Source organism: Streptomyces sp. NPDC057565, assembly GCF_042801455.1.
Classification (GTDB): domain Bacteria; phylum Actinomycetota; class Actinomycetes; order Streptomycetales; family Streptomycetaceae; genus Streptomyces; species Streptomyces yanii.
In genome coordinates, this window is sequence record NZ_JBHVFU010000002.1 from 140,123 (window position 1) to 163,687 (window position 23,565).

Here is a 23,565-nt window from a genome sequence, read left to right on the forward strand (position 1 = left end):
CGCGCCCCGCCGCGCAAGAAGTGACCGCATAGACGCACGTTCCCCGGCCACCGGTTCCAGCACGCCGAAGATCATCGTCGGACACCCCGACGTCCCAGCTCAAGAGGTTCAGACCAGCAACTTGCTCACAGGTGGTCCATAGAGCGTACAGAAACGATCGGATCAGGTCCGGGGAAATTCTGCGGCCACCGCTTCGGCGATCTGCGCCACGTTCAGCGCAGCTCCCTTGCGGAGGTTGTCGCCACAGACGAACAGCTCCAGGGCGCGCGGATCGTCCAGCGACCGCCGCACCCGCCCCACCCAGGTCGGGTCGGTGCCCACGACGTCGGACGGCGTCGGGAAGTCGCCGGATGCCGGGCTGTCGAAGAGGACGACGCCCGGCGCGGTCGCCAGGATCTCGTGCGCCCGGTCGACTGCGACCTCGTTCTCGAAGCGGGCGTGCACGGACATGGAGTGTGTCGCGATCACGGGTACGTACACACAGGTTGCCGAGACCCGCAGGCTCGGGAGATCCAGGATCTTGCGGCACTCGTCGCGGATCGCCAGTTCCTCGGACGACCAACCGTCCCCGGCGTCGACCCCGGCCCACGGCACGACGTTGAGTGCCACCGGCGCGGCGAACGGCGAGTCCTCGACGTCCCCGAGGGCGCGGCGTACATCCCCGGGCCTGGTGCCCAGTTCCGTGCCGGCGACTGTCGACAGCTGCTCGCGCAGCGCCGCGACGCCGTCGCGGCCCGCGCCGCTCACTGCCTGGTACGAGGAGACGACGAGCTCCCGCAGCCCGAACTCGGCGTGCAGGGCGCCGACGGCGACGATCAGCGACAACGTGGTGCAGTTGGGGCTCGCGACGATGCCGCGCGACCTGATCCGTACGGCATGGGGGTTGATCTCGGGCACGACCAGCGGCACATCCGTGTCCAGCCGGTACGCCGCCGAGTCGTCGATGACGACGGCGCCCTTGGAGGCGGCGATCGGTGCCCACCGTGCGGACACGTCGTCGGGCACCAGGAAGAGGGCCACGTCCACGCCGTCGAACACGTCCTCGGTGAGTTCGAGGACTTCGGTCTCCTCGCCGCGCACGACCAGCTTGCGGCCGGCCGAGCGCGGCGAGGCGATCAGCGTCACATCGCCCCAGACGTCCGCGTGCTGCGAAAGGATCTGGAGCATGACGCCGCCGATCGCCCCGGTCGCTCCGACGACCGCGAGCGAAGGGCGGCGAGGTGTCATCGGCCGGTGCCCCCGTAGACGACGGCCTCGTCGGAGTCGCTGTCGAGGCCGAAAGCGGTGTGCACGGCGCGCACCGCCTCGATGACGTCGTCGGCGCGGGTGACCACCGAGATGCGGATCTCGGACGTCGAGATCAGCTCGATGTTCACACCGGCGTCTGACAGCGCCTCGAAGAAGGCCGCGGTGACCCCGGGGTTCGTCTTCATACCCGCGCCGACCAGGGAGATCTTCGCGATCTGGTCGTCGTAGCGCAGCGACTCGAAGCCGATCGTGCCACGGTTGCGCTCCAGGGCGTCGATGGCCTTGCGGCCCTCGGCCTTCGGCAGCGTGAACGAGATGTCGGTCAGACCGGTCGACGCGGCGGAGACGTTCTGCACCACCATGTCGATGTTGATTTCGGCGTTCGCGATGGTGCGGAAGATCGCTGCGGCCTCGCCGGGCTTGTCGGGCACGCCGACGACCGTGATCTTGGCTTCGGAGACGTCATGGGCGACTCCGGAGATGATCGCGTGCTCCACCTTCTGGTCCCCTTGCGGCTCGTTGCTGACCCAGGTGCCGCGCAGTCCGGAGAAGGACGAGCGGACGTGGATCGGGATGTTGTAGCGGCGTGCGTACTCCACGCACCGGTGCAGCAGCACCTTGGAGCCGGACGCGGCCAGCTCCAGCATGTCCTCGAAGGAGATCCAGTCGATCTTCCGGGCCTTCTTCACAACCCGCGGGTCGGCGGTGAAGACACCGTCCACATCGGTGTAGATCTCACAGACCTCGGCGTCCAGCGCGGCCGCGAGTGCGACCGCGGTGGTGTCGGACCCGCCGCGGCCGAGGGTGGTGATGTTCTTGCCCTCCTGGCTCACCCCCTGGAACCCGGCGACGATGGCGATGTTGCCCTCGTCGATCGAGGTCCGGATACGGCCCGGCGTGACATCGATGATGCGCGCTTTGTTGTGGACCGAGTCGGTGATGACGCCGGCCTGGCTGCCCGTGAACGACTGGGCCTCGTGGCCCAGGTTTTTGATCGCCATCGCCAGCAGGGCCATGGAGATCCGCTCTCCGGCGGTCAGCAGCATGTCGAACTCACGCCCGGCAGGCATCGGTGATACCTGCTCGGCGAGATCGATCAACTCGTCCGTCGTGTCGCCCATCGCTGACACCACGACAACCACCTGGTTGCCGTTCCTCTTGGCATCGACGACTCGCTTGGCGACACGCTTGATGCCTTCGGCATCGGCTACGGAGGAGCCTCCGTACTTCTGCACGACAAGGCCCACGTGCGCTCCTCGCTCAATCCGTTACTGCGGTCGGCTCAGTTTAACGAGCAGTCCGGAATCGCCCCGTCGATATCACATCGTGAGATGTCCCGCTCACCACGTGATCATCGGCGTGTCGCCCGGACTGCTCGTACGGGTCTGCTGCCCGGTGATCCCGGTACCACGCCCGCATGTGGCTCAGCCCACACCGGCAGGTTCCACGATCTCCGGGTCCGTCCCCTCCAGCGTGAACCGGAACCGCCCGGACCGCCCCCGGAGCTCCTCCCCGTCGAAGACCGTGGAGGCTTCAGCAGGGACCGGGCAGGTGCAGGTGCCGACCGCTCCTCCGACAGCTGCCCGGAACCTCCGACCCGACCGGATCCGCACACCCTCCGACGCAAGGCGCGGTGCGTCGCGTGCGATCGAATCCGATGCGGCACCCGCCACCCGGAAATTCCCGGGGGATTCCCGTCGTAGTTCTTGATCGCGACTCGCAGCGCCGCACGCGGATGGGGGCGCCCAGGGACCGCGGCCCGAACCCGGCCGGACGGCTACTTCACCGGGCGCAGCCCCAGCGGTCCGGCGATCTCCTCGGCCATGACCCGGCCCGCCTCCTCGGCCAGGTCGTCGTCGATGGTCTCCGAGTCCGTGTCCAGCCCGTCCAGTTCCTGGAGGGGCTGGTTCAGACGGATGTGGGCGACCAGGGACTGGAGGGCGCGCAGGGTGGCGGAGGCGGTGGAGCCCCAGTTGGAGAAGTAGGAGAACTGCCACCACCACAGCGCCTCGGTGGTGCGGCCCTCTTCGTAGTGGGCCAGGCCGTGACGCAGGTCCGTGACCAGGTCGGCCAGGTCGTCGGAGATGCGGGCCGGGACCGGGGCCTTGCGGGGCTCGTAGGGGTCGAAGACCTCGGAGTAGACGTCGATCGGTTCGAGAAGGGCCGCGAACCGGTCGCGCAGGCCGTCGGCGTCCGGTTCGGCACCCAGGTCCGGCTCGTAGCGCTCGTCCGGGAGGACGTCCTCGTACGCGCCGAGCCGGCCGCCCGCGAGGAGCAGCTGGGAGACCTGGAGGAGCAGGGTCGGGACAGCCTGCTCCGGCTCGTCGACCTTGGAAACCTCGGCGACCGCGACGATGAACGTCTTGATCTGGTCCGCGATCTGGACGGCGAAGTCGTCCGGGTCCTGCGTGACGGAATTCAGCGTGGCGTCAGACATCGAGGGGACCTCCCGTGGGCACGGTCGCGAACGGTGAGTAGAACATAGCGCCGCTGAACGTAAAGCCGCCGTGAGACGTCAAGGTTTCGTCCGCGAGGATCCCAGCCGTGGTGCAGGTGTCGTGCGGGGCGGAGTCAGACATCCAGCAAGCGCCTCCCCTCGAAGGCGCGGCCCAGGGTGACCTCGTCCGCGTACTCCAGGTCGCCGCCCACCGGCAGCCCGCTGGCCAGCCGCGTCACCCGCAGCCCCATGGGCTTGATCATCCGCGCCAGGTACGTCGCGGTGGCCTCGCCCTCCAGGTTGGGGTCGGTGGCCAGGATCAGCTCCGTGATCGAGCCGTCGGCGAGCCTCGCCAGCAGCTCGCGGATGCGCAGATCGTCCGGGCCGACGCCCTCGATCGGGCTGATCGCCCCGCCGAGCACGTGGTAGCGGCCCCGGAACTCACGGGTCCGCTCGATCGCCACGACGTCCTTCGGCTCCTCGACCACACAGATCACCGTCTGGTCGCGGCGCGCGTCGCGGCAGATCCCGCACTGCTCCTCCTGCGCGACATTGCCGCACACCGAGCAGAACCGGACCTTGTCCTTGACCTCCAGGAGGGCACGGGCGAGACGGCGCACGTCGGTGGGCTCGGCCTGCAGGATGTGGAAAGCGATCCGCTGCGCGCTCTTGGGACCGACGCCGGGCAGCCTGCCCAGTTCGTCGATGAGGTCCTGAACCACGCCTTCGTACAACGGAACGCCTTCCTGAGCTGAGTGCCTCGACTGCTACTGCTGTTGTTGTCGTGGTACGTACGGTAGTTGTTGTGCCGACGGATCAGAAGGGAAGACCGGGCATACCGCCCAGCCCCTGGGCCAGCGGGCCCAGCTTCTGCTGCTGAAGCGCCTGCGCGTTCTCGTTCGCCGCCTGGACTGCGGCGACGACGAGGTCGGCGAGCGTCTCGGTGTCCTCGGGGTCGACCGCCCTGGGGTCGATCACGAGGCTGCGGAGCTCGCCGGAGCCGGTGACGGTCGCCTTCACGAGACCGCCACCCGCCTGACCATCGACCTCGGTCCCGGCCAGCTCCTCCTGGGCCTGGGCGAGGTCCTGCTGCATCTTCTGGGCCTGCTGCAGCAGCTGCTGCATATTGGGCTGGCCACCACCGGGAATCACGGTCACTCCTGGCATTTCGACGACAAATGTTTCGGTATGCCGAGCCTACGTGGTCACCGGGAACCGCGCCCCACCCACTGGCGAGCAACTCTTTCGGGTGAGATCCGGTCAACTGCGGCAAGACTCCTATACCTGATCACAGGCCATGCACACCCGGGAATACCGCGATTTCGGCCCCATGGCCCACCATTCGGCGGTAGGAAGGGCATGCATATCAATACGCACACGTGCGCCGTCCGTCACGCAGGGTTACGCAAGCGGGACGGGCGGCCGCGTCGAAGGTCCGCCCGTCGTGCGTGCACGCGTCCCATACGCACGTCCGAAACGTCGAAAACGCAGAGTGCAGAGGAGTGCCCCGGTGAGTCAGCCGGAGATGCAGCCCGAGAGGGCGCCCCGCAACGAGTCCGGCGCGCCCGGTTCGGCCGTTCCGCCGGGTTCGGACCCGGGCTCCGGGTCGGGCTCGGAGCCGGGCTCCGGGTCGGGCTCGGAGCCACGCCCCGGCTTCCGTGCACGGGGCCGGGATCTGACCGGCCAGCCGTTCCCGCTCGGCGACTGGGGCGAACCCGCGGAACGCCTCGACGAGCTGTACCGCTGGGTCGAGGCCGAGGCGCTGCGCACCGCCGGCTGGTATCTGAACGACCGGGTGTGGAAGCGGCGCGGCGCCAGGGTGCTGCGGATCGGCACGGCGGCCGGGGCGGTCGCGGGCGCGGCGCTGCCGCTGCTCGATCTGACGGGCGCACTGCACGGGGTGGCCGGCTGGGGCTATCTCTCGCTGCTGCTGGGTGCCGCCTGCATGGCCTGCGACCGGTACTTCGGCCTGACCTCCGGCTGGATAAGGAACCTGGCCACGGCGCAGGCCGTGCAGCGACGGCTTCAGGTGCTGCAGTTCGACTGGGCGTCGGAGTGCGTGCGGGAGGTGCTCGGACCGGCCGAGGGGACGGCGAGCGAGGCGGCCGAGCGGTGCCTGGGGGTGCTGCGGCGGTTCTCGGAGGACATCACGGATCTCGTACGGTTCGAGACCGCGGACTGGATGGTGGAATTCCGGGCCGGGCCTGCGCCGATGGGGATGCAGGCACTGGTCTCGGGGAGCGGGATCGGCGGGCGTGCGGAGCCGGGGGCGGCGCCGGGGCGGTTCCCGATGCAGTCGTTGACCCGACCGAACATGCCGAGGCAGCGCCCACCGGAGTCACCCCGGTGACGGTGGTCCGGTGGGCGGTGGCTCCGGTGGGCGATGGCCCCGGCGGTCCGGGCCGCCGCGTCAGCTGAAGACGATCATGGAGCCTTGGGCGAGGCTGCGGGTCGCCGCCGCGTGCAGGCCCAGCCAGACGTGCCGCTCCCGGGCGAACGGGCTGTCGTCGTACGGAATCGGGCTCGCCGGCTCCTCCAGCGAGGTCGGCGCGACGGGCGGCAGGGGGGCGGCCGGCGGGTTCGCCGGATCGATGCCGATGGACGGAGCGACGAACTCCAGCTCCCGCAGCAGCCCGTGCGCAGAGCCGAGCGGGCCGCCCCCCTCCAGCAGCTGGTCGTTGGAGAGCGGGGAGGGAAAGTCCACGGGGACGTACGCCCCCGCATGGTCGTAGTGCCAGACCAGGTGGGATTGCTTCGCGGTGGACTCGAACATTTCCAGCAGCTGCTCGTAGTCGCCGCCCAGTTCGTCGACCGGTGTGACGGCGAGACCGCTCAGCTGCAGCAGATAGGCGCGGCGCAGGAAGTGCAGTGCGTCGTAGTCGAAGCCCGCGACCGGGGCCACATCGCCGGTCAGACCCGGCATGTAGGCATAGACGGGTATGGCCGGGAGTCCGGCCTCGCCCAGCGCGTTGTCGTAGACGGCTATCTCTTCGGCGAACGGGTTGTCGGGGCTGTGGCACAGCACATCGACGAGGGGGACCAGCCACAGGTCACAGGCCACGAAGTCTCGCTCTCCCACGGGTTCTCGCGCGGTTCGCGCGATGGTCGGGACAGCGTAATGCGAGGGGGCCGTCGCGCACAGTGGTCCTTCATGTCCGGCTGTGGAACACCTCGCCGCCGGGCCGTCAGCCGCCGTGCCCCGGGTGCGGCGGGTTGCCGGCCGCGAGCCGCTCCGCCCAGCTGAGCGCGTGGGCGTTGTGGCCGTCGATCACCGCGCGCACCGCGTCGCGGTCCCCGAGTGTGATCGCCGCGACCAGGTCCTGGTGGCCGCTCCAGAGCCAGTCGCGCACATCCGCGTCGCTGCGGAGGTACGGCACGGCGAACACCCAGGCCTGGATGCGCAGCCGGTGAAGGAAGTCGGTGATGTACGTGTTGCCGACGAACGCGCCCAGCTCACGCCAGAAGCGCAGGTCGTAGCCGATGAGGATGTCGAGGTCTCCGCCCCGCGCCGCCCGTGCCGCCTCCTCGGCGCGACGGCGCACGGAGACCAGCGCGTCGCGGTACTTCGCCGCCTGCGCGCCCTTCGGGCGGACCGGCCCGTCGAAGATGCTGCGGATGACGCCGTCGATGACCAGGGTGCGGGCCTCGACGATCGCCCGGTAGTCGTCCACGGTGAACTCGTGCACGCGGAAGCCGCGGTGCTGGTCGGATTCGAGCAGGCCCTGCGCGGAGAGATCGAACAGCGCCTCGCGGACGGGCGTCGCGGAGACCCCGTACTGCTCGGCGATCTGCTTGACGGTGAACTCCCGTCCCTGCTGCAAACGCCCGGCAAGCACCTCGTCACGCAGCGCGTCCGCAATCTGCTGCCGCAGCGTACTGCGGGTCACAGTTCCGCTCGGGCACATGGCGGCCCTCCCTTTTCGGCTTCGGGTCACCTTAAGCCAGGGCCGGTGTGCCCGGATCCGGGCACGGGGGAGGGACGCCATGCAGATGGGCCCGCGAAATGCGGGTGGAGCGCGTCAGATGGTGTGCTCGTCCGCGACGGACAGGGCCACGTCCAGAGCCGCCAGACCCTCCTTGGCCTCGGCCTCCGTGACGTTGCAGGCCGGAACGGCGTGGGTGCGGTTCATGTTGATGAAGGGCCACAGGCCGTTCTTCTTGCAGGCCGCGCCGAACGCCGCCATCGGCGCATTGGCCTCGCCGGCGGCGTTGTACGGGACGAGCGGCTCCCGGGTCTCCTTGTTGCGGACCAGGTCCAGCGCCCAGAACGCGCCGAGACCGCGCACCTCACCGACCGACGGGTGGCGCTCGGCGAGCTCACGCAGGCCGGGGCCGAGGACGGTCTCGCCGATGTGAGCGGCGTTCTCGACGACCTTCTCGTCCTCCATGACGCCGATGGTGGCGACGGCCGCGGCGCAGGCCAGCGGGTGACCGGAGTACGTGAGTCCGCCCGGGTAGGGGCGGGTCTCGAAGGTGGCGGCGATCTCCGCGGAGATGGCGACACCGCCGAGGGGTACGTAACCGGAGTTGACGCCCTTGGCGAAGGTCATCAGGTCGGGTGTGACGTCGAAGTGCTCGGCGGCGAACCACGTGCCGGTGCGCCCGAAGCCGGCCATCACCTCGTCGAGGATGAAGACGATGCCGTAGCGGTCACAGATCTCACGGACGCCCGCGAGGTAGCCGGGCGGAGGCGTCATGATGCCCGCCGTGCCGGGGATCGTCTCCAGGATGATCGCGGCGATGGTGGCGGGTCCCTCGAAGGCGAGGGTGTCCTCCAGGTGCTGAAGGGCGCGGGCGCACTCCTCGGCCTCGGTCTCGGCGTGGAACGGCGAGCGGTAGAGGAACGGCGCCCAGAACCGTACGACACCCGCGGAGCCGTTGTCGGACGGCCAGCGGCGCGGGTCCCCGGTCAGGTTGATCGCGGTGGAGGTGGCGCCGTGGTACGAGCGGTAGGCGGAGAGCACCTTCGTACGGCCGGTGTGCAGCCGGGCCATCCGGACGGCGTTCTCGACGGCCTCGGCGCCGCCGTTGGTGAAGAAGATCTTGTCCAGGTCGCCGGGGGTCCGCTCGGCGATGAGGCGTGCGGCCTCGGAGCGGGCCTCGATCGCGAACGCGGGAGCGAAGGTGGCGAGCTTGCCCGCCTGCTCCTGGATCGCGGCGACGACGGTGGGGTGCTGGTAGCCGATGTTGGTGTAGACGAGGCCGCTGGTGAAGTCCAGGTAGCGGTTGCCGTCGTAGTCCCAGAAGTACGCCCCCTCGGCGCCGGCGACGGCGAGCGGGTCGATCAGGCCCTGGGCGGACCAGGAGTGGAACACGTGCGCACGGTCGGCGGCCTTCACGGCCGCACCGGCCGCGGAGTCGACCTGCGGAGCGTGGGAGGCATGGGAGGCATGAGGGGTCATGCGGCGAGCGTAGGTCGTGCGGTGAGCGGCTCGACATGGCCATCTTGTATGGCGTGGGGCGGTTTGGTGGGCAGGGTGTCGGGTCGGCGCGGGAGTGCTTGATTGACAGCATCCTGCCGTAATGACAGCATGCTGTCATCAGTCCCACTCATGACGCCCCACTCGTGACGCTCCATCCATGAGGTTTCGTCCATGAGGTTTCGTCCATGAGGTTCTCGCCCGGGAGGTCGTCATGACCCGCAAGACCGTGCACCTGGCCGTCTACGACTCCTACGCCGACTGGGAGACCGGCCACACCACCGCGTATCTCGCCCGCAACGGCTTCACCGTGCGGACGGTCGGCCCCACCGCCGGCCCCGTCACCACCCTCGGCGGCCTCCGCATCCAGCCGGACCTCGCCCTCGCCGACGTACGCCCCGAGGACAGCGCACTGCTGATCCTCACCGGTGCCGACCTGTGGGACAGCGGCGACGAGCTCGCCCCCTTCGCCCGTACCGCCCGCACCTTCCTGGACGCGGGCGTGCCGGTCGCCGCGATCTGCGGGGCGACGGCCGGACTGGCCCGCGAGGGACTGCTCGACGACCGCGCGCACACGAGTGCCGTCTCCTTCTATCTCGCCGCCACGGGGTACGCGGGCGGCGCCCGGTACGTCGAGGCGGACGCGGTGACCGACGGAGACCTCATCACGGCGGGACCGACCGAGCCGGTCGCGTTCGCCCGCGAGGTCTTCGCGCGCCTCGGGGTGTACGAGGGCAGGAAACTCGACGCCTGGTACCGGCTCTTCCACGACTCGGACGCGAGCGCGTACGAGGTGCTGGCGGGATGAGCCGCGAGCAGCAGGACGCGCTCAGCCGCACGGCGCTCGGCGTCTTCCGGCTGAACGGCCAGTTCCTCGCCGTTTCGGAGGAGCTGGCCGCACCTGCCGGGCTGACCGCGGCATGGTGGCAGGTGCTCGGAGCGGTGCTGGCCGAGCCGTTGCCCGTGTCCGGGATCGCCCGGGCCATGGGGATCACCCGGCAGAGCGTGCAGCGGATCGCGGATCTGCTGGTGGGCAAGGGCCTTGCGGAGTACGTACCGAATCCGGCCCACCGGCGCGCGAAGCTGCTGCGTCCCACCGAGCAGGGGCGGGCGGCGGTCTCCCGGATCGGCCCCGGCCACGCGGAGTTCGCCGCGCGACTGACGGAGGAGCTGGGAGCGGAGGGCTTCGCGGAGACGGTGCGGGTGCTGGAACGGCTGTCGGTTGCAGTCGACGCGGTGACCGGCGCGCAACCCACCCCGCCCAGCGCGTGAACCCCGTCCCGTCCAGCGGATGAACCCCGCCCGTCCGGCGCTCGAGGACAGAGCCGGCAGCGGACGGGACCGACGCCCGGCCGGACTGCTGGGGCGTGACGTGCGCCGCTATTCTCGACCCGTCGGCGTGTCACCGTACGGGGGAGGTCGCACACCATGGAAAAGCTCGGGTCCACCGACCCGCAACGCATCGGCGCGTACCGCCTGCTGGGGCGGCTCGGCGCGGGTGGCATGGGGCAGGTCTATCTGGCCCGGTCCGATCGGGGCCGTACCGTCGCGATCAAGCTCGTACGCCAGGAGCTCGCCGAGCAGCAGGAGTTCCGCGACCGGTTCCGCCAGGAGGTGCAGGCCGCACGCCAGGTCGGCTCGGCGTGGACGGCCCCCGTGCTGGACGCCGACACCGACGCCGCCGTGCCGTGGGTCGCGACCGGATACGTCGCCGGGCCGTCCCTCCAGGTCACCGTCTCCGGGCGCGCGGGCGCACCGGTGGGACCGGCCTCGGGGGCCTTCGGTCCGCTGCCCGAGCGCTCGGTCCACATCCTGGGTGCCGGGCTGACCCGCGCGCTCCAGGCCATCCACTCCGCCGGGCTCATCCACCGCGACCTCAAGCCGTCCAACATTCTGCTGACGATCGACGGTCCGCGGGTCATCGACTTCGGCATAGCCCGGGCACTGGACACCGTCACCGACGCTGGTCTCACCCGCACCGGGGCGCTGGTCGGTTCGCCCGGCTTCATGGCGCCGGAGCAGGTGCGGGGCGAGCGGGTGACCGCGGCGTGCGATGTGTTCTGCCTCGGCTCGGTGCTGGCGTACGCGGCGACGGGCAGGCTTCCGTTCGGCGGGGCGGACAACGAGGTCCATGCGCTGATGTTCCGGATCGCGCAGGAGGAACCGGACCTGGCCGGCGTCCCGGTGGATCTGGTCGACCTCGTCCGGGACTGCCTCCTCAAGGACCCGGCCGCCAGGCCGACGACGGACGCGATCCTGGAACGGCTGGCGGAGGACGAGCCCGCCGAACCGTGGCTGCCGGGCGCGCTCCTCGCCCAGCTGGGCCGTCACGCGGTGGAGTTGCTGGACTCGGAGGACCCGGAGGAGCCGGAACGGCCTGCGGAACCGGTCGCCCCGCCCGGTCCCGAGGACGCGGTGCCCCCGGCCGCGGAACAGCCCGCCCCGCAGCCTCCGGCCCCGCAACCGCCCGGCGGGGTCCATGCGATGCCCACGGCGATCGGCACCTCAACCCCCGTGCCGGGCCCTGCCCCCGCACACGGCTACCCGCAGTTGCCCGCCCAGCCGCACCCCGGTCAGGGACAGCCGTACGGCTACGGATATCCGCAGCAGCCACCGCAGCACCCCGGCTTCGGCTCCACGCCTCCGTACGGCCCGCTCTATTCCGCCTTGGCCCCACAGCCCGAACCCGCACGCCGCTCGGCGGGTTCGACCGTCGCTCTCATCGTGGTCGCCGTGCTCGTCGCCATCGGTGCGGGCGGTTCGGTGTACGCGCTCATGAGCGACGACGGCAGGACATCCGGCGTGTCCCACAGCAGTTCGCCCAGCCCGTCCGCGTCCGACGACCCGTCCGAGGAGCCGTCGGACGCCCCCTCCGACACTTCCCCGTCCCCCTCCGGCGCGGAGAAGAACGGCGACGGCTCCATCCCCGAGGGCTATCTCGGCACCTGGTCCGGCAGCATCGACAACTCCGCAGGTCACTCCACCCGCGAACTCGTCATCCAGCAGGGCAAGGTCGGCCAGACCGTCCTCACGCTCACCGCGGAGGGTCCGATCGACACCGGTGGCACCTACCGCTGCGTCTTCCAGGCGGATCTGACCGATGAACCGTCCCCCGACGGACCGATCCATATCGGACCCTCCACGATCACGCTCGGCGAACCCATGACGTCCTGCACCCCTGGCAAGGCCACCACGCTGGCTCTGTTGCCGGACGGCACTCTGCGCCGCGAGAACGCGGACACCGGCGAGAAGATCACGTACAGGAAGACCGGCTGAAGGGTTCAGCCGAGCAGCGCTCCGGCCGCGTCGAGCAGCGGCAGACCTGCCGGGCGTCGTCGGCGGAAGGTGCCACGCCGGCGGCCGGACCCGCCCGGTCTGCGTTGCGGCCGGTATGCAACTCACACGCACGGCAGGCGCGTTCAGCTGCGTCACCGCGTCCGGCCCACTCCAGGCTCCCCGACGGTCCCGTCTTCCCCGGTCGCCCCCGACACCTGGTCGACGTTCCTCACCCGGGCGGACTGAAGTCTCTCCGCGCGGGTTCGTACTTCCCGCCCCCGCCTCATTGCGTAGCTTGTCCGACTGTGGGTCAATGCGGCAACAGTCGGTTGTCCCGCCCCGTCGGGCGCGGGGCATGGGGTGGGGACAGAAGCATGAGTGGACGACGCACAGCCGGATACAGACGGGCGGCCCTGGTGGCCGCCATCGCCGCCGTTGCCGCGACGCTGTCCGGGGGGACAGCCTCCGCCGCACCGATGCCGGTTCCGCAGGACATCAACGGCGACGGCTACCGGGACCTCGTGGTCCCCGCGCCGGGAGCCTCGGTCGCGGGCCGCGAACGGGCCGGGAGCCTCGTCGTGCTGTACGGGTCCGCCAAGGGTGTGTCCGCCTCCAGGCGTGCGGTGATCACGCAGAATTCGGCCGGGGTGCCCGGCACGGCCGAGGCGGGCGACCTGTTCGGCGCCTCCAGCGCCCTCGCCGACCTCGACCACGACGGCTATGCGGACCTGGTGGTCGGGGCGCCCGGCGAGGATGTCGGCACCACACTGGACTCAGGGGCGGTGTACGTCCTGTGGGGCAGCGCGAAGGGCCTGGTCTCCGGTGCCTCACTGCCGACGCAGGTGCTGAGGCGCTGGGGCGCGGGCAAGGACGTGGCGGCGGTGTCCGGCCCGGGCGAGGCGCGGGTCCTGATCGCCAACTGGAACTTCACCACCGAGCTGACCGGACCGTTCACCCGGAGCGGCGGCGTCGGTTCGTCCGTGCCGAACGAGGACATCGGCTGGATGCGCGCCGTCGCGTACGGCGATGTCAACGGCGACAAGGTGGCCGAACAGCTCCAGGTCACCGGCCGGGCGAACGGAAGCAGTGGGGGCCGGGTGTTGGTGAATCCGGTCCCCGGGACGTACCCGCCTCCGCTCCTGGAGGGCGAGGGGCTCAACGTCGCGGTGGGGGACGTGAACGGGGACGGTTACGGGGACGTCGTCGCCGGCGACCCGGACGAACCGAGCGACGTGGGGCCGATCGGTCACGTGGGCGGGTCCGTCTCCGTGTGGTTCGGGTCGGCGAACGGAGTCCCGCTGGACAAAGCGCCCATGACGTTCCATCAGAACACCGTCGGGGTGCCCGGTTCGAGCGAGCGCCACGACGAATTCGGCGCCGCGGTGGCCGTGGCCGACCTGAACAAGGACGGGCTCGCCGACATCGTCGTGGGCGCGCCCGGCGAGGGGATCGGCACCAAGGGCGGTGCGGGCACGGTCACCGTCGTGCCCGGTCGCCGTACAGGGCAGCTGGGCGCCGGCTCGTACACCTTCAAGCAGGACACCCCGGGCGTGCCGGGCACCCCGGAGAAGAGCGACGCCTTCGGCTGCACGGTGGCGGCAGGGGACCTCACCCGTGACGGCAGGCCCGAGATCGCCGTGGGCGCGTGCGAGGAGGACGGGCGCGGCGCGGTCTGGGTGCTGCCGGGCGGGAAGACCCGGCCGGTGTACACGTCGGCGGTCTCCTTCGGCACGGGCTCGCTGGGACTGCCGGCAGTCGCTGGAACGCTTCTGGGCGGCGACTGGCAGCGGTGAGCACAGGCGTCGCGGGGGCGCCGGGTTCGCCGGCCCCCGCGACACCCCTGAACCCGTCCTCCTGCTTCGGGCCGACGACCATGGGTCCCGCAGTGAAACTCACACCGCGCCGGTGACACCCGCAACAGCCAACGCCCGGAAAGCCAGCCACAACTCGTAACGCGCACTGGGTGTTTGGAGCAGTGAGCGCTGGAGTGCCGCTTCGAGCCGGGTGAGGCGCTTGCGGGCGCCCGGCACGGAGATCCCCAACGCCTCTGCGGTCGGCGCCAGTTGAGCCTCGCAGTCCAGCCAGCACCGGACCGTCGCCTCGGCCGCCCCGCCGTTGCGGCGGAGCGGTTGCAGTTGCTGGGCCGCCCACTCCCGAACGTCGGGGCGGCGCAGGATCTCGTCCAGGGAGCGGACCCCCTTCCCGGGCTCGGCAGGACGGGGTGCGCGGGCGGGGGTGGCGCGGATCCGCAGTGCCAGGTCGAGTGCGGCCTGGTCGGCGAGCCGGTTGAGGTCGCGTCCGAGCAGCTCGCCGATCAACCGCAGCCGTGCGGACAGGGTGTTGCGGTGGATCTTCAGATGCTTGGTCGCATGGGACGAGAACGCGAGCCAGGAACCCAGCGTCGCCGCCAGTTCCTGACTGCCGGGGTCCTGGCTGCGCCGGGGCAGGTGGGTGAGGAGGGGCGTCAGCAGGTCGTCGGCCCACTGTGCGCCCTCGGCGCCGACGAGCAGAGCCGGTTCCGGTGCCGAGCCGAACCGGGCGTGCCGGACGGGCAGTCCGCGGGCGACCGCCAGGGCATGGAACGCCTGCCGGTATCCGGTCGCCGTGTCGCTGAGCGGAACCTCCTCGCTCACGCCGACCACGCAGTCGTCCACCACGTCGGCGACTTCACGACCGAGTCGCGGCTCGGTCCCGCCCGGGCCGGCGGGCACGACGAGGATCAAGTGGCGTGCGTACACCGGACACCGCACGATCCAGGACCGTCCGCCGGAGAGATCCGCGCAGACCTTCGCCACCTCGTCCCGCCGCCCGCCCGGGCACTCCACCACGCACACCTGGACGGGGTCCGGCAGCCTGGGCTTCAGAGCGCCCGCGACCTGGTGGGCAATGGAGAGCTGGCCGGTCATCAGCAGATGCAGCACCGCTTCCCGGCCGCGGGACTCCGCGAGGTCGACGCGGCGGCGTTTGCGTTCGACCGATTCGGCCGCCCAGCACATGGCCAGGGGCATCACCGCGTCGGCGAGGAGCGTGGCCAGCCCGTCCGGCAGCGGACGGCACGTGACGACGGCGAGGACCGGGACGCGGGCGTCACGGGCATCGGGCGGGCCGTCGAGCGGGAGCAGCAGAGCGGTGTCCTGGCCACGGTCGAGGGTGAAGGAGCGTGCGCCGAGGGCCGTCAGTTCCCTTGCGCCGTCGGAGGCGAGCGTGACGGCCGCGGCGCTCGTGCGGTCCGGGGTCCGTGCCACGGCGTGCAGGACGGTTCCGTCGTCGTGGAGCAGTCCGGCCCAGCCGTCGGCGCGCCCCGACAGCCAGCGCAGCAGTTCCTGCACGCCACCGACGCGGGCCAGGCGGTTCATCCGCAGTACGTCGTCGGCCCGTTCCTGCGCTCGCACAGGCCCTCCGCTCCGTACTCGTGCCCGTCTGTCCCTGCTTCTGCCCCCTGCTTCTGTCCCCGGCAGTGGAGATAACCGGAGTGCAGAGTACCGGTTTGGCTGTGCGGACTGTTACCCCCGAGGTGCCCACACCGTGCGAATTGAATCTTCCTGTCGGGTACCCGCCGACCTACAGTCCGAACGTGTTCCGCGGACGGCATGGATGTCGGGGGATGTCGGGTGCCGTCCGTGGACACAGGGGCGTCGGGGGACGGCGGGGTGGACGACGGCAGCGACCCACGGGGGTGGTCGCTGCCGTCGGCCGCGCGACGCCGGTCCGCGGTCGGTTGTCAGTGGCGCCCTCTAGCGTCGGACCCCGTTGGTCCGACGGAGAGAGGCCCCGCGCATGGAGTTCCGCATTGATCGCAACGCACTGACGGATGCCGTGGCCTGGGCGGCCCGGGTGCTGCCCGCCCGGTCGCCCGTACCCGTGCTCGGCGGGCTGCTGCTGGAGGCCGACGGCGAGGTGTTGCGGATCTCCGGCCTGGATTACGAGGCGTCCGCCCGCATCGAGGTGGGGGCGGAGACCGTACGGGCCGGGAAGGTCCTGGTCATGGGCCGACGGCTGCTCGATGTGTGCCGGGTGCTGCCCGAGGGTCCGGTGGTGTGCGCGGTGGAGGGTTCACGTTTCTCCGTGATCGGCGGCGGCGCCCGGTTCGGGCTGTCCGTGCTGCCGCTCGACGACTGTCCGGCGCTGCCGCCGCTGCCCGAGGTGCTGGGAGCGGTGGACTCCGAGGAGTTCGCCGCGGCCGTCGCCCATGTGACCGTGGCCGCGGGCCGGGACGACACGCTGCCGACCCTCACCGGGATCCGGCTGGGGCTCGACGGCGACACGATGACGCTGGCCGCCACGGACCGGTACCGCTTCGCGGTGCGCACGCTCGGATGGAAACCGGAGGCGGCGGATGTCACGGCCGATGTGGTGGTGTCGGCCCGGCGGCTGACCGAGATCGCCCGCTCCTTCGGCCGCTCCGGCATGGTCCGCGTCGCACTGGACGTCGGATCGGCCGGCTTCGAACTCGCCGGGATGCGGACCACGGTTCGCCTCCTGGACGGCCGACTCCCCCGCCACGACAAGCTGTTCGCGATGGCGGACCCGACGACGGCGGTCACGGACCGGGCGCCCCTGGTCGAGGCCGTCAAGCGCGTCGCGGTGGTCGCGGACGGCGACAGCCCGCTCCATCTGACCTTCTCCGACGGCTCGGTGCTGCTTCAGGCGGGGTACGAGGACGACGTCGCGTCCCAGCGGCTGCCCGCGGTCCTGGAGGGCGCCGACGAGCTGACGGTCGCCTTCAACCCCTCGTACCTGATGGACGCCCTGGCTTCGTTCGACGCGCCGGTCGTGCAGTTCCGCATGATGGGTCCCGGCCAGCGCGCCATGATCACCGGCCGGACGGCCGGGGACGAACCCGAGGGCGGCCCCACGCACCGGCATCTTCTGATGTCCGTGAAGCCACTGGTCTGACAGCTACCCGTACCGGGAGATCGCGTACGTCGACACCTGCGGCCGGCCGCAGGCCGACTCACCGGCCTCCGGCTTCCTGGGCTGTCTGAGCCGAGGCAGCGGCCAGGACGTCGTCCGTGCCCACGGTCGTCTGCCGTGCGCGACGCCGAAGGGGCTGCGGATCTGCGGGGAGGACTGAACGCGCGGAGGGGCCGGGACGCCTGCGTCCCGGCCCCTCCGCGTCGTGTCCGTCCTACAGGAAGGAGTTGATCTCGATGGTCTCGGTCCGGCCGGGGCCGACACCGATCGCGGAGATCGGGGCGCCGGACATGTCCTCCAGCGCCTTCACGTACGCCTGCGCGTTCTTCGGCAGGTCGGCGAAGGTCTTGGCCTTCGTGATGTCCTCGGACCAGCCCGGCAGCATCTCGTAGACCGGCTTCGCGTGGTGGAAGTCGGTCTGGCTGTACGGGAGCTCGTCGACGCGCTTGCCGTCGATCTCGTACGCGACACACACCGGGATCTGCTCCCAGCCGGTCAGCACGTCCAGCTTGGTGAGGAAGAAGTCGGTGAGACCGTTGACCCGGGTCGCGTACCGTGCGATCACCGCGTCGAACCAGCCGCAGCGGCGGTCGCGGCCGGTGGTGACACCGCGCTCGCCACCGATCCGGCGCAGCGCCTCGCCGTCCTCGTCGAGCAGTTCCGTCGGGAACGGACCGGCGCCGACGCGCGTGGTGTACGCCTTGAGGATGCCGATGACCCGGCTGATCTTCGTCGGACCCACGCCGGAACCGGTGCAGGCGCCGCCCGCGGTCGGGTTCGACGAGGTGACGAAGGGGTACGTGCCGTGGTCGACATCGAGCAGCGTGCCCTGACCGCCCTCGAAGAGGACGACCTTGCCCGCGTCGATGGCGTCGTTGAGGATCAGCGTCGTGTCCGCGACGTACGGCTTGATCTGCTCCGCGTACTGGAGCATCTCCTCGACGATCTTGCCGGACTCGATGGCGCGGCGGTTGAAGACCTTGGCGAGGAGCTGGTTCTTCTGCTCCAGGGCCGCCTCGACCTTCTGCTCCAGGATCGACTCGTCGTACAGGTCCTGGACCCGGATGCCCACACGGTTGATCTTGTCGGCGTACGTCGGGCCGATACCGCGGCCGGTCGTGCCGATCTTCCGCTTCCCGAGGAACCGTTCCGTCACCTTGTCGATGGTGACGTTGTACGGAGTGATCAAATGAGCGTTGCCGCTGATCAGCAGCTTGGACGTGTCCACGCCGCGCTCGTTGAGCCCACTCAGCTCGGAGAGCAGGACCGCCGGGTCGACGACGACACCGTTACCGATGACCGGGGTGCACCCCGGCGAAAGGATTCCGGAGGGGAGGAGATGAAGTGCGTACTTCTGGTCGCCGACGACCACCGTGTGGCCGGCATTGTTGCCGCCTTGGTAACGCACCACATAGTCCACGGAACCACCGAGGAGGTCGGTGGCCTTTCCCTTGCCCTCGTCACCCCACTGAGCACCGAGCAGCACAAGTGCGGGCACAGGCGTACACCCCTTCCGGGCGGGGCATGTCCAAGGTCAGGGGGCGTACGAAAGCGCCGTACATGCCGTACGACGATGTACGACGAAGCCTGAACCGTCGAACCGGGTGCCCCGGAATAGACGAAGCCCCTGGCGCAATAGCGCAAGGGGCTCTTGCACCAAGATGCTACCCGAGGAAGGACCGAGGTGTCGGCTGCCCAGCCCCCCGGCAACGGTACGGACCAATTGCTGGTGGTCATCGACCCGGTCGCCCGCCGGACCGACGGCGAGTCCGTCCGGATCGCGAAGGACGTGCTGAGCGCCGGTTCGCACGCCAAGATCTGCCTCCCGGACAGCCCGGAGGAGTTCGCGCGGGCCTTGTCCCGCCGGGGCGGCAGGCGGCCGGTGGTCGTCGGCGACGACCGGACGCTGCTGCGCGCCGTGACCCTCCTGCACCGGGAGCGGGAGCTGGCCGGCGCAGTGCTCTCGCTGGTCCCGGTGGGTGCCGCGGCCGCGCTGGAACTCGCGCATTCGCTCGGCGTGCCCCTCGGCGCGGTGGCCGCGGCGCGCGCGGCGCTGGACGGGGCGGTGCGCCGGCTCGACCTGCTGGTCGACGACAGCGACGGGGTCGTCCTGGGCGCCCTGCGCATCCCCGCCCTGTCCGCGGCACCGGGCGCGACGACGGCGCACACGGGTGTCACGGCGGTCTGGGACACCTGCCGCTCCCTCGTACGGACCCTGGTCCGCCCCGCCCCGTCGCCGGCCCCGCCCGTCCCGCCCCGCACCCATCGGCTGCGGGTCGAGGTGGACGGGGTGCTGCTGAACGATCTGGACCGCCCGGTCGAATCGGTGACGATGAGCGCGCAGGGCGGTGACAGGGGCCTGGCGGACGTGGTGGTCCGGACGACGACCGGCGAACCGGTGACCGCGGAGGCGAAGGCGGTCACGGTCTCCGGCGCGGACTTCCGCTACCGGGCGGACATACAGGTCGGCGGCCCGGTCCGGACGAGGACGTGGACGGTGCGGGCGGGTGCGTGGGGGCTGATGCTGCCGGTGACGGCGGAGAGTGGATGATCCCCGCGCCGGGGGCGCGCACGTGAGGGTTCAGGGGGCCTGTCGCACCTGCCGCGACCCGCGCGCGACCGGCCCCTGACATACCGAGCGCGGGCGCGCAAAGAGGCGCACCCTGGTAGCAGGTCCTGGAGGTGTTCGCCATGATGAAAACCGCTGTCGGATGGCACATCGAGCTGGAATTCGAGGAGGACAACCACCGCACCCGTGCCGCCGCCCTCGTACGGCTTCCCGACGGGAACGAGGTACGTGCGCACGGATACGCCAGCCGCCACCCCTCCGACTCCCAGCAGCCGAGGGTCGGCGAGGAGATCGCGGGTGCCAGAGCACTGAACGAACTCGCCATGAACCTGCTGACCAAGGCGCACGACGAGATCGACGAGGCGTCCGGCCGGACGTCGCACCCGCTGACCTGAGCCGTTCCGAGCCGAGGCCCAGGGCCCAGTGTCCCGGGCCTCTTGCCAGGCTCTTGCGCTTTGCCCAGTGCCCCTCACGGCACTAGTTCTTCCCTCCCGGAAGGTCGTACTTCTTGCGGTAGTCGCGCCAGCGGTCCATCATGCCGACCAGTTCCGACTGCAGGAACTCGAAGAACTCCGCGGTCTCCGCGAGCCGCGTACCGGCAGGGGTGTCCGGGCCGAGGGTCTGTGCACCCTCCTTGAGGGTGTGCTCCCAGCGGGTCAGGACCCGGTCGCGGCCGGCGAAGGTGGCGTACCAGATCTCGTTGTGCAGGCGGTAGCGGTCCCTGCGCGAGCCCGGGTCGCGTTCGCGGCCGACCATGCTGACCTGCGTGAGGTAGTTGATCGCGGCGGAGACCGCGGCCGGGCTGATCCGAAGCTGCTCGCTGAGCTCCGCCGAGGTCATGGAGCCGTCGTCGTCCGCGAGCAGTGCCGCGAAGACGCGCGACGCCATCCGCTGCATGCCCGCCTCGGTCATCTCGGCCGCGAAGCGCTCCACGAACCGCGACACGGCCTCCTCATCACGCGCGCGCTCGGGCTCCGGCTCGCGCTCACGCCCGTCCGCGCCGGTTTCGCTGCTCATCGCCCCATCGTCTCCCCTGAATTTCCTGCGGGTTCCCGACCCCGGGCTACACCCCGACTTTATACGCTTCCTTAACTTCACAAGTTTGTGAAAGTAGCGTACGTTCAGAAACATGACGACGGCAATCACCGTGGCCGGACTGCACAAGTCGTTCGGGCGGACACACGCGCTGGACGGCCTCGACCTCACGGTCGAGACCGGTGAGGTTCACGGCTTTCTCGGGCCCAACGGTTCCGGGAAGTCCACCACCATCCGGGTCCTGCTGGGCCTGCTGCGGGCCGACTCCGGCGCTGCCCAGTTGCTCGGCCGGGACCCCTGGAACGACGCGGTCGAGCTGCATCGGCGGGTGGCATACGTCCCCGGTGACGTCACTCTGTGGCGCAACCTCTCCGGCGGCGAGGTGATCGACCTGTACGGCCGGCTGCGCGGAGGACTCGACCCGGCCCGCCGTGCCGACCTCATCGAGCGGTACGAACTCGACCCCACCAAGAAGGGGCGTACGTACTCCAAGGGCAACCGGCAGAAGGTCGCCCTCGTCGCCGCGTTCGCCTCCGACGTGGATCTGCTGATCCTCGACGAGCCGACCAGCGGGCTCGACCCGCTCATGGAGGAGGTCTTCCAGAGCTGCGTCGCCGAGGAGCGCGAGCGTGGACGGACGATCCTGCTCTCCAGCCACATCCTCAGCGAGGTCGAGGCGCTCTGCGACCGGGTGAGCATCATCCGGCAGGGGCGCACGGTGGAGAGCGGCTCGCTGGCGGACATGCGGCATCTGACCCGTACGAGCATCACCGCCGAACTGGCAGGGCCGCCCAACGGGCTCGCGCACCTGCCCGGCGTGCACGACATCGACATCCAGGGCATGCGGGTCACGCTCCAGGTCGACACGGACAAGCTCGACGCCGTCCTCAGGTCGCTCACCGCGTCCGGCGTGCGGTCGCTGACCAGCACCCCGCCCACCCTGGAGGAGCTCTTCCTGCGGCACTACGCCGCGGACACCGACGAACGCGCGGGGGTGACGGCGCGATGACCGCCGTGACCGTGTCCGCGACCCGTGCCGGACGCTCCGCCCGGGGCGGGCAGCTCACCGGCACCGGAACCCTGCTCAGGCTCGCGCTGCGACGCGACCGGATCATGATGCCGATCTGGGTGATCGTGCTCGGCGGGTCGTTCTCCTCCGTCGGGAAGTCCTTCTCCTCGCTGTACGACACCGCGGCCCAGCGCGCCGAACTCGCCGCCTCGATGAACGGCAACAGTTCGCTGCGCGCGGTGTACGGACCCGTCTTCAACGACTCCGTCGGCGGTCTCGTCACCTGGCGCATGGTCGGCTTCGGCGCCGCGATGGCAGCCGTGATGAGCCTGATCATCGTCATCAGGCACACCCGCGAGGAGGAGGAGACCGGCCGCCAGGAAATGCTCTCCGCCGCCATGGTGGGGCGCCGCGCCCCGCTGACCTCCGCCCTCCTCGCCGCACTGATCGCCGACGCCGCGCTCGCCCTGACGATCGTCGCCGGGATGGCCGGGTCAGGGGCGGGCGGCGCCGGGGCGGTGGCGCTCGCCCTGACGGTCGCCGGAATCGGGGCGCTGTTCGCCTGCACCGCAGCGATCGCCGCCCAGCTCACGGAGAGCGCACGGCTCGCGAAGGGGCTGACGGCGGCGGTGATCGGCGCCGCGTTCGTCCTGAAGGCGGCGGGCGACTCGTCGACGGATGACGCCTCGTCCGTACTGAACTGGCTCTCGCCGATCGGCTGGGCGGAGAACGTCCGGGCCTACGCGGACGAACGGTGGTGGGTGCTGCTGGTGATCGGGGCCGCGGTGCTGATCCAGGGCGGGATCGCGTATGCCCTGGCCGGGCGGCGTGATGTCGGCATGAGCTTCCTGCCGACGCGTCCCGGACCCGCGACAGGGCGGATCTCCACGGCGTTCGGGCTGGCACTTCGGCTGCAGCGCGGTGCTCTGATCGGGTGGACGCTGTCGTTCGCCGCGGTCGGCGCCGTCTTCGGCGGGCTCACCGGCGGGGCGGCGGACCTCGTCGGCACCAACGAGAAGACGAAGGAAATCTTCGAACGGATGGGCGGACAGGCCGGTCTGACCGACGCGTTCCTCGCCGCGATGGTCGGGATGCTGGGGATGGTGGCCGCGCTGTACATCGTCGCGTCGGTGCTGCGGCTGCACGGCGAGGAAACCGCGGGGCGAGCCGAACCCGTGCTGGCAGGCGGGGTGAGCCGGATCGGCTGGGCGGCCGGACACCTGGTCATCGCCTTCGGCGGGGCGGCACTGATCATGGCGGTCGGAGGCCTCGGCCTGGCCGCCGGCTACGGCCACGAACTCCCGGCCGTGCTGGGCGCGTCGCTGGCGCAGCTGCCCGCCGTCTGGCTGCTCGGAGGTCTCACCGTCCTGCTGTACGGCGCGCTCCCGAAGGCGGCAGTGGCCTCGTGGGGAGTCGTCGGGATCTGCCTGGCCCTGGGATGGATCGGGCCGGCGGTGAACATGCCGCAGCCGGTGATGAACCTGTCACCGTTCAGCCACCTGCCGAAGCTGCCGGGCACGGAGATGCAGTGGCCGCCGGCGCTGTGGCTCACGGCGGGCGCGGCGGTCCTGGTGGCGGCGGGACTGGGAGCACTCCGGCGGCGGGACGTGCAGGGGTGAGCGGGTGACCGTTCCTGTCCTCGATCGCCGGACGGGCT

The 23,565-nt window shown here is 70.7% G+C and carries 21 protein-coding genes; 10 read left to right on the forward strand and 11 right to left on the reverse strand.

The genetic code is table 11. The annotated features are described in order from the left end of the window. Nucleotides 1–162 precede the first annotated feature (162 nt). The 5 genes from ACFU8W_RS04665 to ACFU8W_RS04685 form a co-directional block, all read right to left on the reverse strand. Nucleotides 163–1,227, reverse strand: coding sequence for an aspartate-semialdehyde dehydrogenase (locus ACFU8W_RS04665; RefSeq protein WP_345517395.1), 1,065 nt, complete (start codon nt 1,225–1,227; stop codon nt 163–165). Beyond that, entirely contained in the window at nt 1,224–2,495 is a 1,272-nt protein-coding gene (locus ACFU8W_RS04670) for an aspartate kinase (protein ID WP_345517394.1), read from the reverse strand. Before ACFU8W_RS04670 ends, ACFU8W_RS04665 begins: the two co-directional genes overlap by 4 nt. 530 nt (nt 2,496–3,025) lie before the next feature. Continuing rightward, the gene (locus tag ACFU8W_RS04675; protein ID WP_266984178.1) at nt 3,026–3,685 is read right to left on the reverse strand and encodes a DUF5063 domain-containing protein; all 660 of its coding nucleotides are present in this window, start codon (nt 3,683–3,685) and stop codon (nt 3,026–3,028) included. A 134-nt stretch (nt 3,686–3,819) separates the two neighbouring features. Further along, nucleotides 3,820–4,419 (reverse strand): recombination mediator RecR, encoded by a 600-nt coding sequence (gene recR / locus ACFU8W_RS04680; RefSeq protein ID WP_384032269.1) that lies wholly within the window; start codon nt 4,417–4,419, stop codon nt 3,820–3,822. 82 nt (nt 4,420–4,501) lie between these two features. Then, on the reverse strand, nt 4,502–4,837 hold the full coding sequence (locus ACFU8W_RS04685; RefSeq protein WP_266984175.1) for a YbaB/EbfC family nucleoid-associated protein: 336 nt from the start codon (nt 4,835–4,837) through the stop codon (nt 4,502–4,504). Between the two features lie 373 nt (nt 4,838–5,210). Here ACFU8W_RS04685 and ACFU8W_RS04690 point away from each other — a divergent pair, with 373 nt between their 5' ends. Continuing rightward, nucleotides 5,211–6,035 (forward strand): SLATT domain-containing protein, encoded by an 825-nt coding sequence (locus ACFU8W_RS04690; protein WP_384032977.1) that lies wholly within the window; start codon nt 5,211–5,213, stop codon nt 6,033–6,035. A gap of 60 nt (nt 6,036–6,095) precedes the next feature. On the opposite strand, the gene ACFU8W_RS04695 is transcribed toward ACFU8W_RS04690, so the two are convergent. From ACFU8W_RS04695 to ACFU8W_RS04705, 3 genes are all read right to left on the reverse strand, one after another. Further along, entirely contained in the window at nt 6,096–6,746 is a 651-nt protein-coding gene (locus tag ACFU8W_RS04695) for a hypothetical protein (RefSeq protein ID WP_345518401.1), read from the reverse strand. Nucleotides 6,747–6,870: 124 nt separating this feature from the next. Continuing rightward, a complete protein-coding gene (locus tag ACFU8W_RS04700) occupies nt 6,871–7,590 on the reverse strand; it encodes a GntR family transcriptional regulator (RefSeq protein ID WP_384032271.1) in 720 nt (239 codons plus the stop codon). 114 nt (nt 7,591–7,704) lie between these two features. Continuing rightward, nucleotides 7,705–9,087 (reverse strand): aspartate aminotransferase family protein, encoded by a 1,383-nt coding sequence (locus tag ACFU8W_RS04705; protein ID WP_384032273.1) that lies wholly within the window; start codon nt 9,085–9,087, stop codon nt 7,705–7,707. Nucleotides 9,088–9,319: 232 nt separating this feature from the next. On the opposite strand from ACFU8W_RS04705, the gene ACFU8W_RS04710 reads away from it, so the two are divergent. The 4 genes from ACFU8W_RS04710 (at nt 9,320) to ACFU8W_RS04725 (ending at nt 14,174) form a co-directional block, all read left to right on the forward strand. After that, on the forward strand, nt 9,320–9,913 hold the full coding sequence (locus tag ACFU8W_RS04710; protein ID WP_266984167.1) for a DJ-1/PfpI family protein: 594 nt from the start codon (nt 9,320–9,322) through the stop codon (nt 9,911–9,913). Then, nucleotides 9,910–10,377, forward strand: coding sequence for a MarR family winged helix-turn-helix transcriptional regulator (locus ACFU8W_RS04715; protein ID WP_384032275.1), 468 nt, complete (start codon nt 9,910–9,912; stop codon nt 10,375–10,377). Before ACFU8W_RS04710 ends, ACFU8W_RS04715 begins: the two co-directional genes overlap by 4 nt. Before the next feature lie 156 nt (nt 10,378–10,533). Beyond that, nucleotides 10,534–12,381 carry a protein kinase gene (locus ACFU8W_RS04720; protein ID WP_384032278.1) on the forward strand — a complete coding sequence of 616 codons (1,848 nt, stop codon included), beginning with the start codon at nt 10,534–10,536 and terminating at the stop codon, nt 12,379–12,381. A 374-nt stretch (nt 12,382–12,755) separates the two neighbouring features. Beyond that, complete coding sequence (locus ACFU8W_RS04725) at nt 12,756–14,174, forward strand: FG-GAP repeat protein (protein WP_384032279.1); 1,419 nt, start codon at nt 12,756–12,758, stop codon at nt 14,172–14,174. Nucleotides 14,175–14,273: 99 nt separating this feature from the next. On the opposite strand, the gene ACFU8W_RS04730 is transcribed toward ACFU8W_RS04725, so the two are convergent. Then, on the reverse strand, nt 14,274–15,737 hold the full coding sequence (locus ACFU8W_RS04730) for a helix-turn-helix domain-containing protein (RefSeq protein WP_384032980.1): 1,464 nt from the start codon (nt 15,735–15,737) through the stop codon (nt 14,274–14,276). 421 nt (nt 15,738–16,158) lie between these two features. Here ACFU8W_RS04730 and dnaN point away from each other — a divergent pair, with 421 nt between their 5' ends. Next, nucleotides 16,159–17,277 carry a DNA polymerase III subunit beta gene (gene dnaN, locus ACFU8W_RS04735; RefSeq protein WP_384032281.1) on the forward strand — a complete coding sequence of 373 codons (1,119 nt, stop codon included), beginning with the start codon at nt 16,159–16,161 and terminating at the stop codon, nt 17,275–17,277. A gap of 232 nt (nt 17,278–17,509) precedes the next feature. Here dnaN and ACFU8W_RS04740 read toward each other — a convergent pair whose 3' ends face one another. Next, nucleotides 17,510–18,793, reverse strand: coding sequence for an adenylosuccinate synthase (locus ACFU8W_RS04740; protein ID WP_327245599.1), 1,284 nt, complete (start codon nt 18,791–18,793; stop codon nt 17,510–17,512). A gap of 186 nt (nt 18,794–18,979) precedes the next feature. Here ACFU8W_RS04740 and ACFU8W_RS04745 point away from each other — a divergent pair, with 186 nt between their 5' ends. Then, on the forward strand, nt 18,980–19,846 hold the full coding sequence (locus ACFU8W_RS04745) for a diacylglycerol kinase (protein ID WP_384032284.1): 867 nt from the start codon (nt 18,980–18,982) through the stop codon (nt 19,844–19,846). Nucleotides 19,847–19,986: 140 nt separating this feature from the next. After that, nucleotides 19,987–20,259, forward strand: a complete 273-nt coding sequence (locus ACFU8W_RS04750) for a DUF1876 domain-containing protein (protein WP_345517384.1) — start codon at nt 19,987–19,989, stop codon at nt 20,257–20,259. Between the two features lie 82 nt (nt 20,260–20,341). On the opposite strand, the gene ACFU8W_RS04755 is transcribed toward ACFU8W_RS04750, so the two are convergent. After that, entirely contained in the window at nt 20,342–20,881 is a 540-nt protein-coding gene (locus tag ACFU8W_RS04755; protein WP_384032286.1) for a GbsR/MarR family transcriptional regulator, read from the reverse strand. A 112-nt stretch (nt 20,882–20,993) separates the two neighbouring features. Here ACFU8W_RS04755 and ACFU8W_RS04760 point away from each other — a divergent pair, with 112 nt between their 5' ends. After that, on the forward strand, nt 20,994–21,908 hold the full coding sequence (locus ACFU8W_RS04760) for an ATP-binding cassette domain-containing protein (protein ID WP_384032288.1): 915 nt from the start codon (nt 20,994–20,996) through the stop codon (nt 21,906–21,908). After that, on the forward strand, nt 21,905–23,527 hold the full coding sequence (locus ACFU8W_RS04765; protein ID WP_384032290.1) for an ABC transporter permease: 1,623 nt from the start codon (nt 21,905–21,907) through the stop codon (nt 23,525–23,527). The genes ACFU8W_RS04760 and ACFU8W_RS04765 overlap by 4 nt, the downstream gene beginning before the upstream one ends. The last annotated feature ends 38 nt before the right edge of the window (nt 23,528–23,565 follow it).

Excerpts from the sequence above, each read along its gene's own strand:
- ACFU8W_RS04690 (WP_384032977.1), top strand. The coding sequence starts at position 5,211 with ATGCAGCCCGAGAGGGCGCCCCGCAACGAGTCCGGCGCGCCCGGTTCG.
- ACFU8W_RS04710 (WP_266984167.1), top strand. The coding sequence starts at position 9,320 with ATGACCCGCAAGACCGTGCACCTGGCCGTCTACGACTCCTACGCCGAC.
- ACFU8W_RS04750 (WP_345517384.1), top strand. The coding sequence starts at position 19,987 with ATGATGAAAACCGCTGTCGGATGGCACATCGAGCTGGAATTCGAGGAG.
- ACFU8W_RS04705 (WP_384032273.1), bottom strand. The coding sequence starts at position 9,087 with ATGACCCCTCATGCCTCCCATGCCTCCCACGCTCCGCAGGTCGACTCC.
- ACFU8W_RS04730 (WP_384032980.1), bottom strand. The coding sequence starts at position 15,737 with ATGAACCGCCTGGCCCGCGTCGGTGGCGTGCAGGAACTGCTGCGCTGG.
- ACFU8W_RS04700 (WP_384032271.1), bottom strand. The coding sequence starts at position 7,590 with ATGTGCCCGAGCGGAACTGTGACCCGCAGTACGCTGCGGCAGCAGATT.
- ACFU8W_RS04715 (WP_384032275.1), top strand. The coding sequence starts at position 9,910 with ATGAGCCGCGAGCAGCAGGACGCGCTCAGCCGCACGGCGCTCGGCGTC.
- ACFU8W_RS04760 (WP_384032288.1), top strand. The coding sequence starts at position 20,994 with ATGACGACGGCAATCACCGTGGCCGGACTGCACAAGTCGTTCGGGCGG.
- ACFU8W_RS04720 (WP_384032278.1), top strand. The coding sequence starts at position 10,534 with ATGGAAAAGCTCGGGTCCACCGACCCGCAACGCATCGGCGCGTACCGC.
- ACFU8W_RS04755 (WP_384032286.1), bottom strand. The coding sequence starts at position 20,881 with ATGAGCAGCGAAACCGGCGCGGACGGGCGTGAGCGCGAGCCGGAGCCC.
- ACFU8W_RS04725 (WP_384032279.1), top strand. The coding sequence starts at position 12,756 with ATGAGTGGACGACGCACAGCCGGATACAGACGGGCGGCCCTGGTGGCC.
- ACFU8W_RS04675 (WP_266984178.1), bottom strand. The coding sequence starts at position 3,685 with ATGTCTGACGCCACGCTGAATTCCGTCACGCAGGACCCGGACGACTTC.
- ACFU8W_RS04765 (WP_384032290.1), top strand. The coding sequence starts at position 21,905 with ATGACCGCCGTGACCGTGTCCGCGACCCGTGCCGGACGCTCCGCCCGG.
- dnaN (WP_384032281.1), top strand. The coding sequence starts at position 16,159 with ATGGAGTTCCGCATTGATCGCAACGCACTGACGGATGCCGTGGCCTGG.
- ACFU8W_RS04665 (WP_345517395.1), bottom strand. The coding sequence starts at position 1,227 with ATGACACCTCGCCGCCCTTCGCTCGCGGTCGTCGGAGCGACCGGGGCG.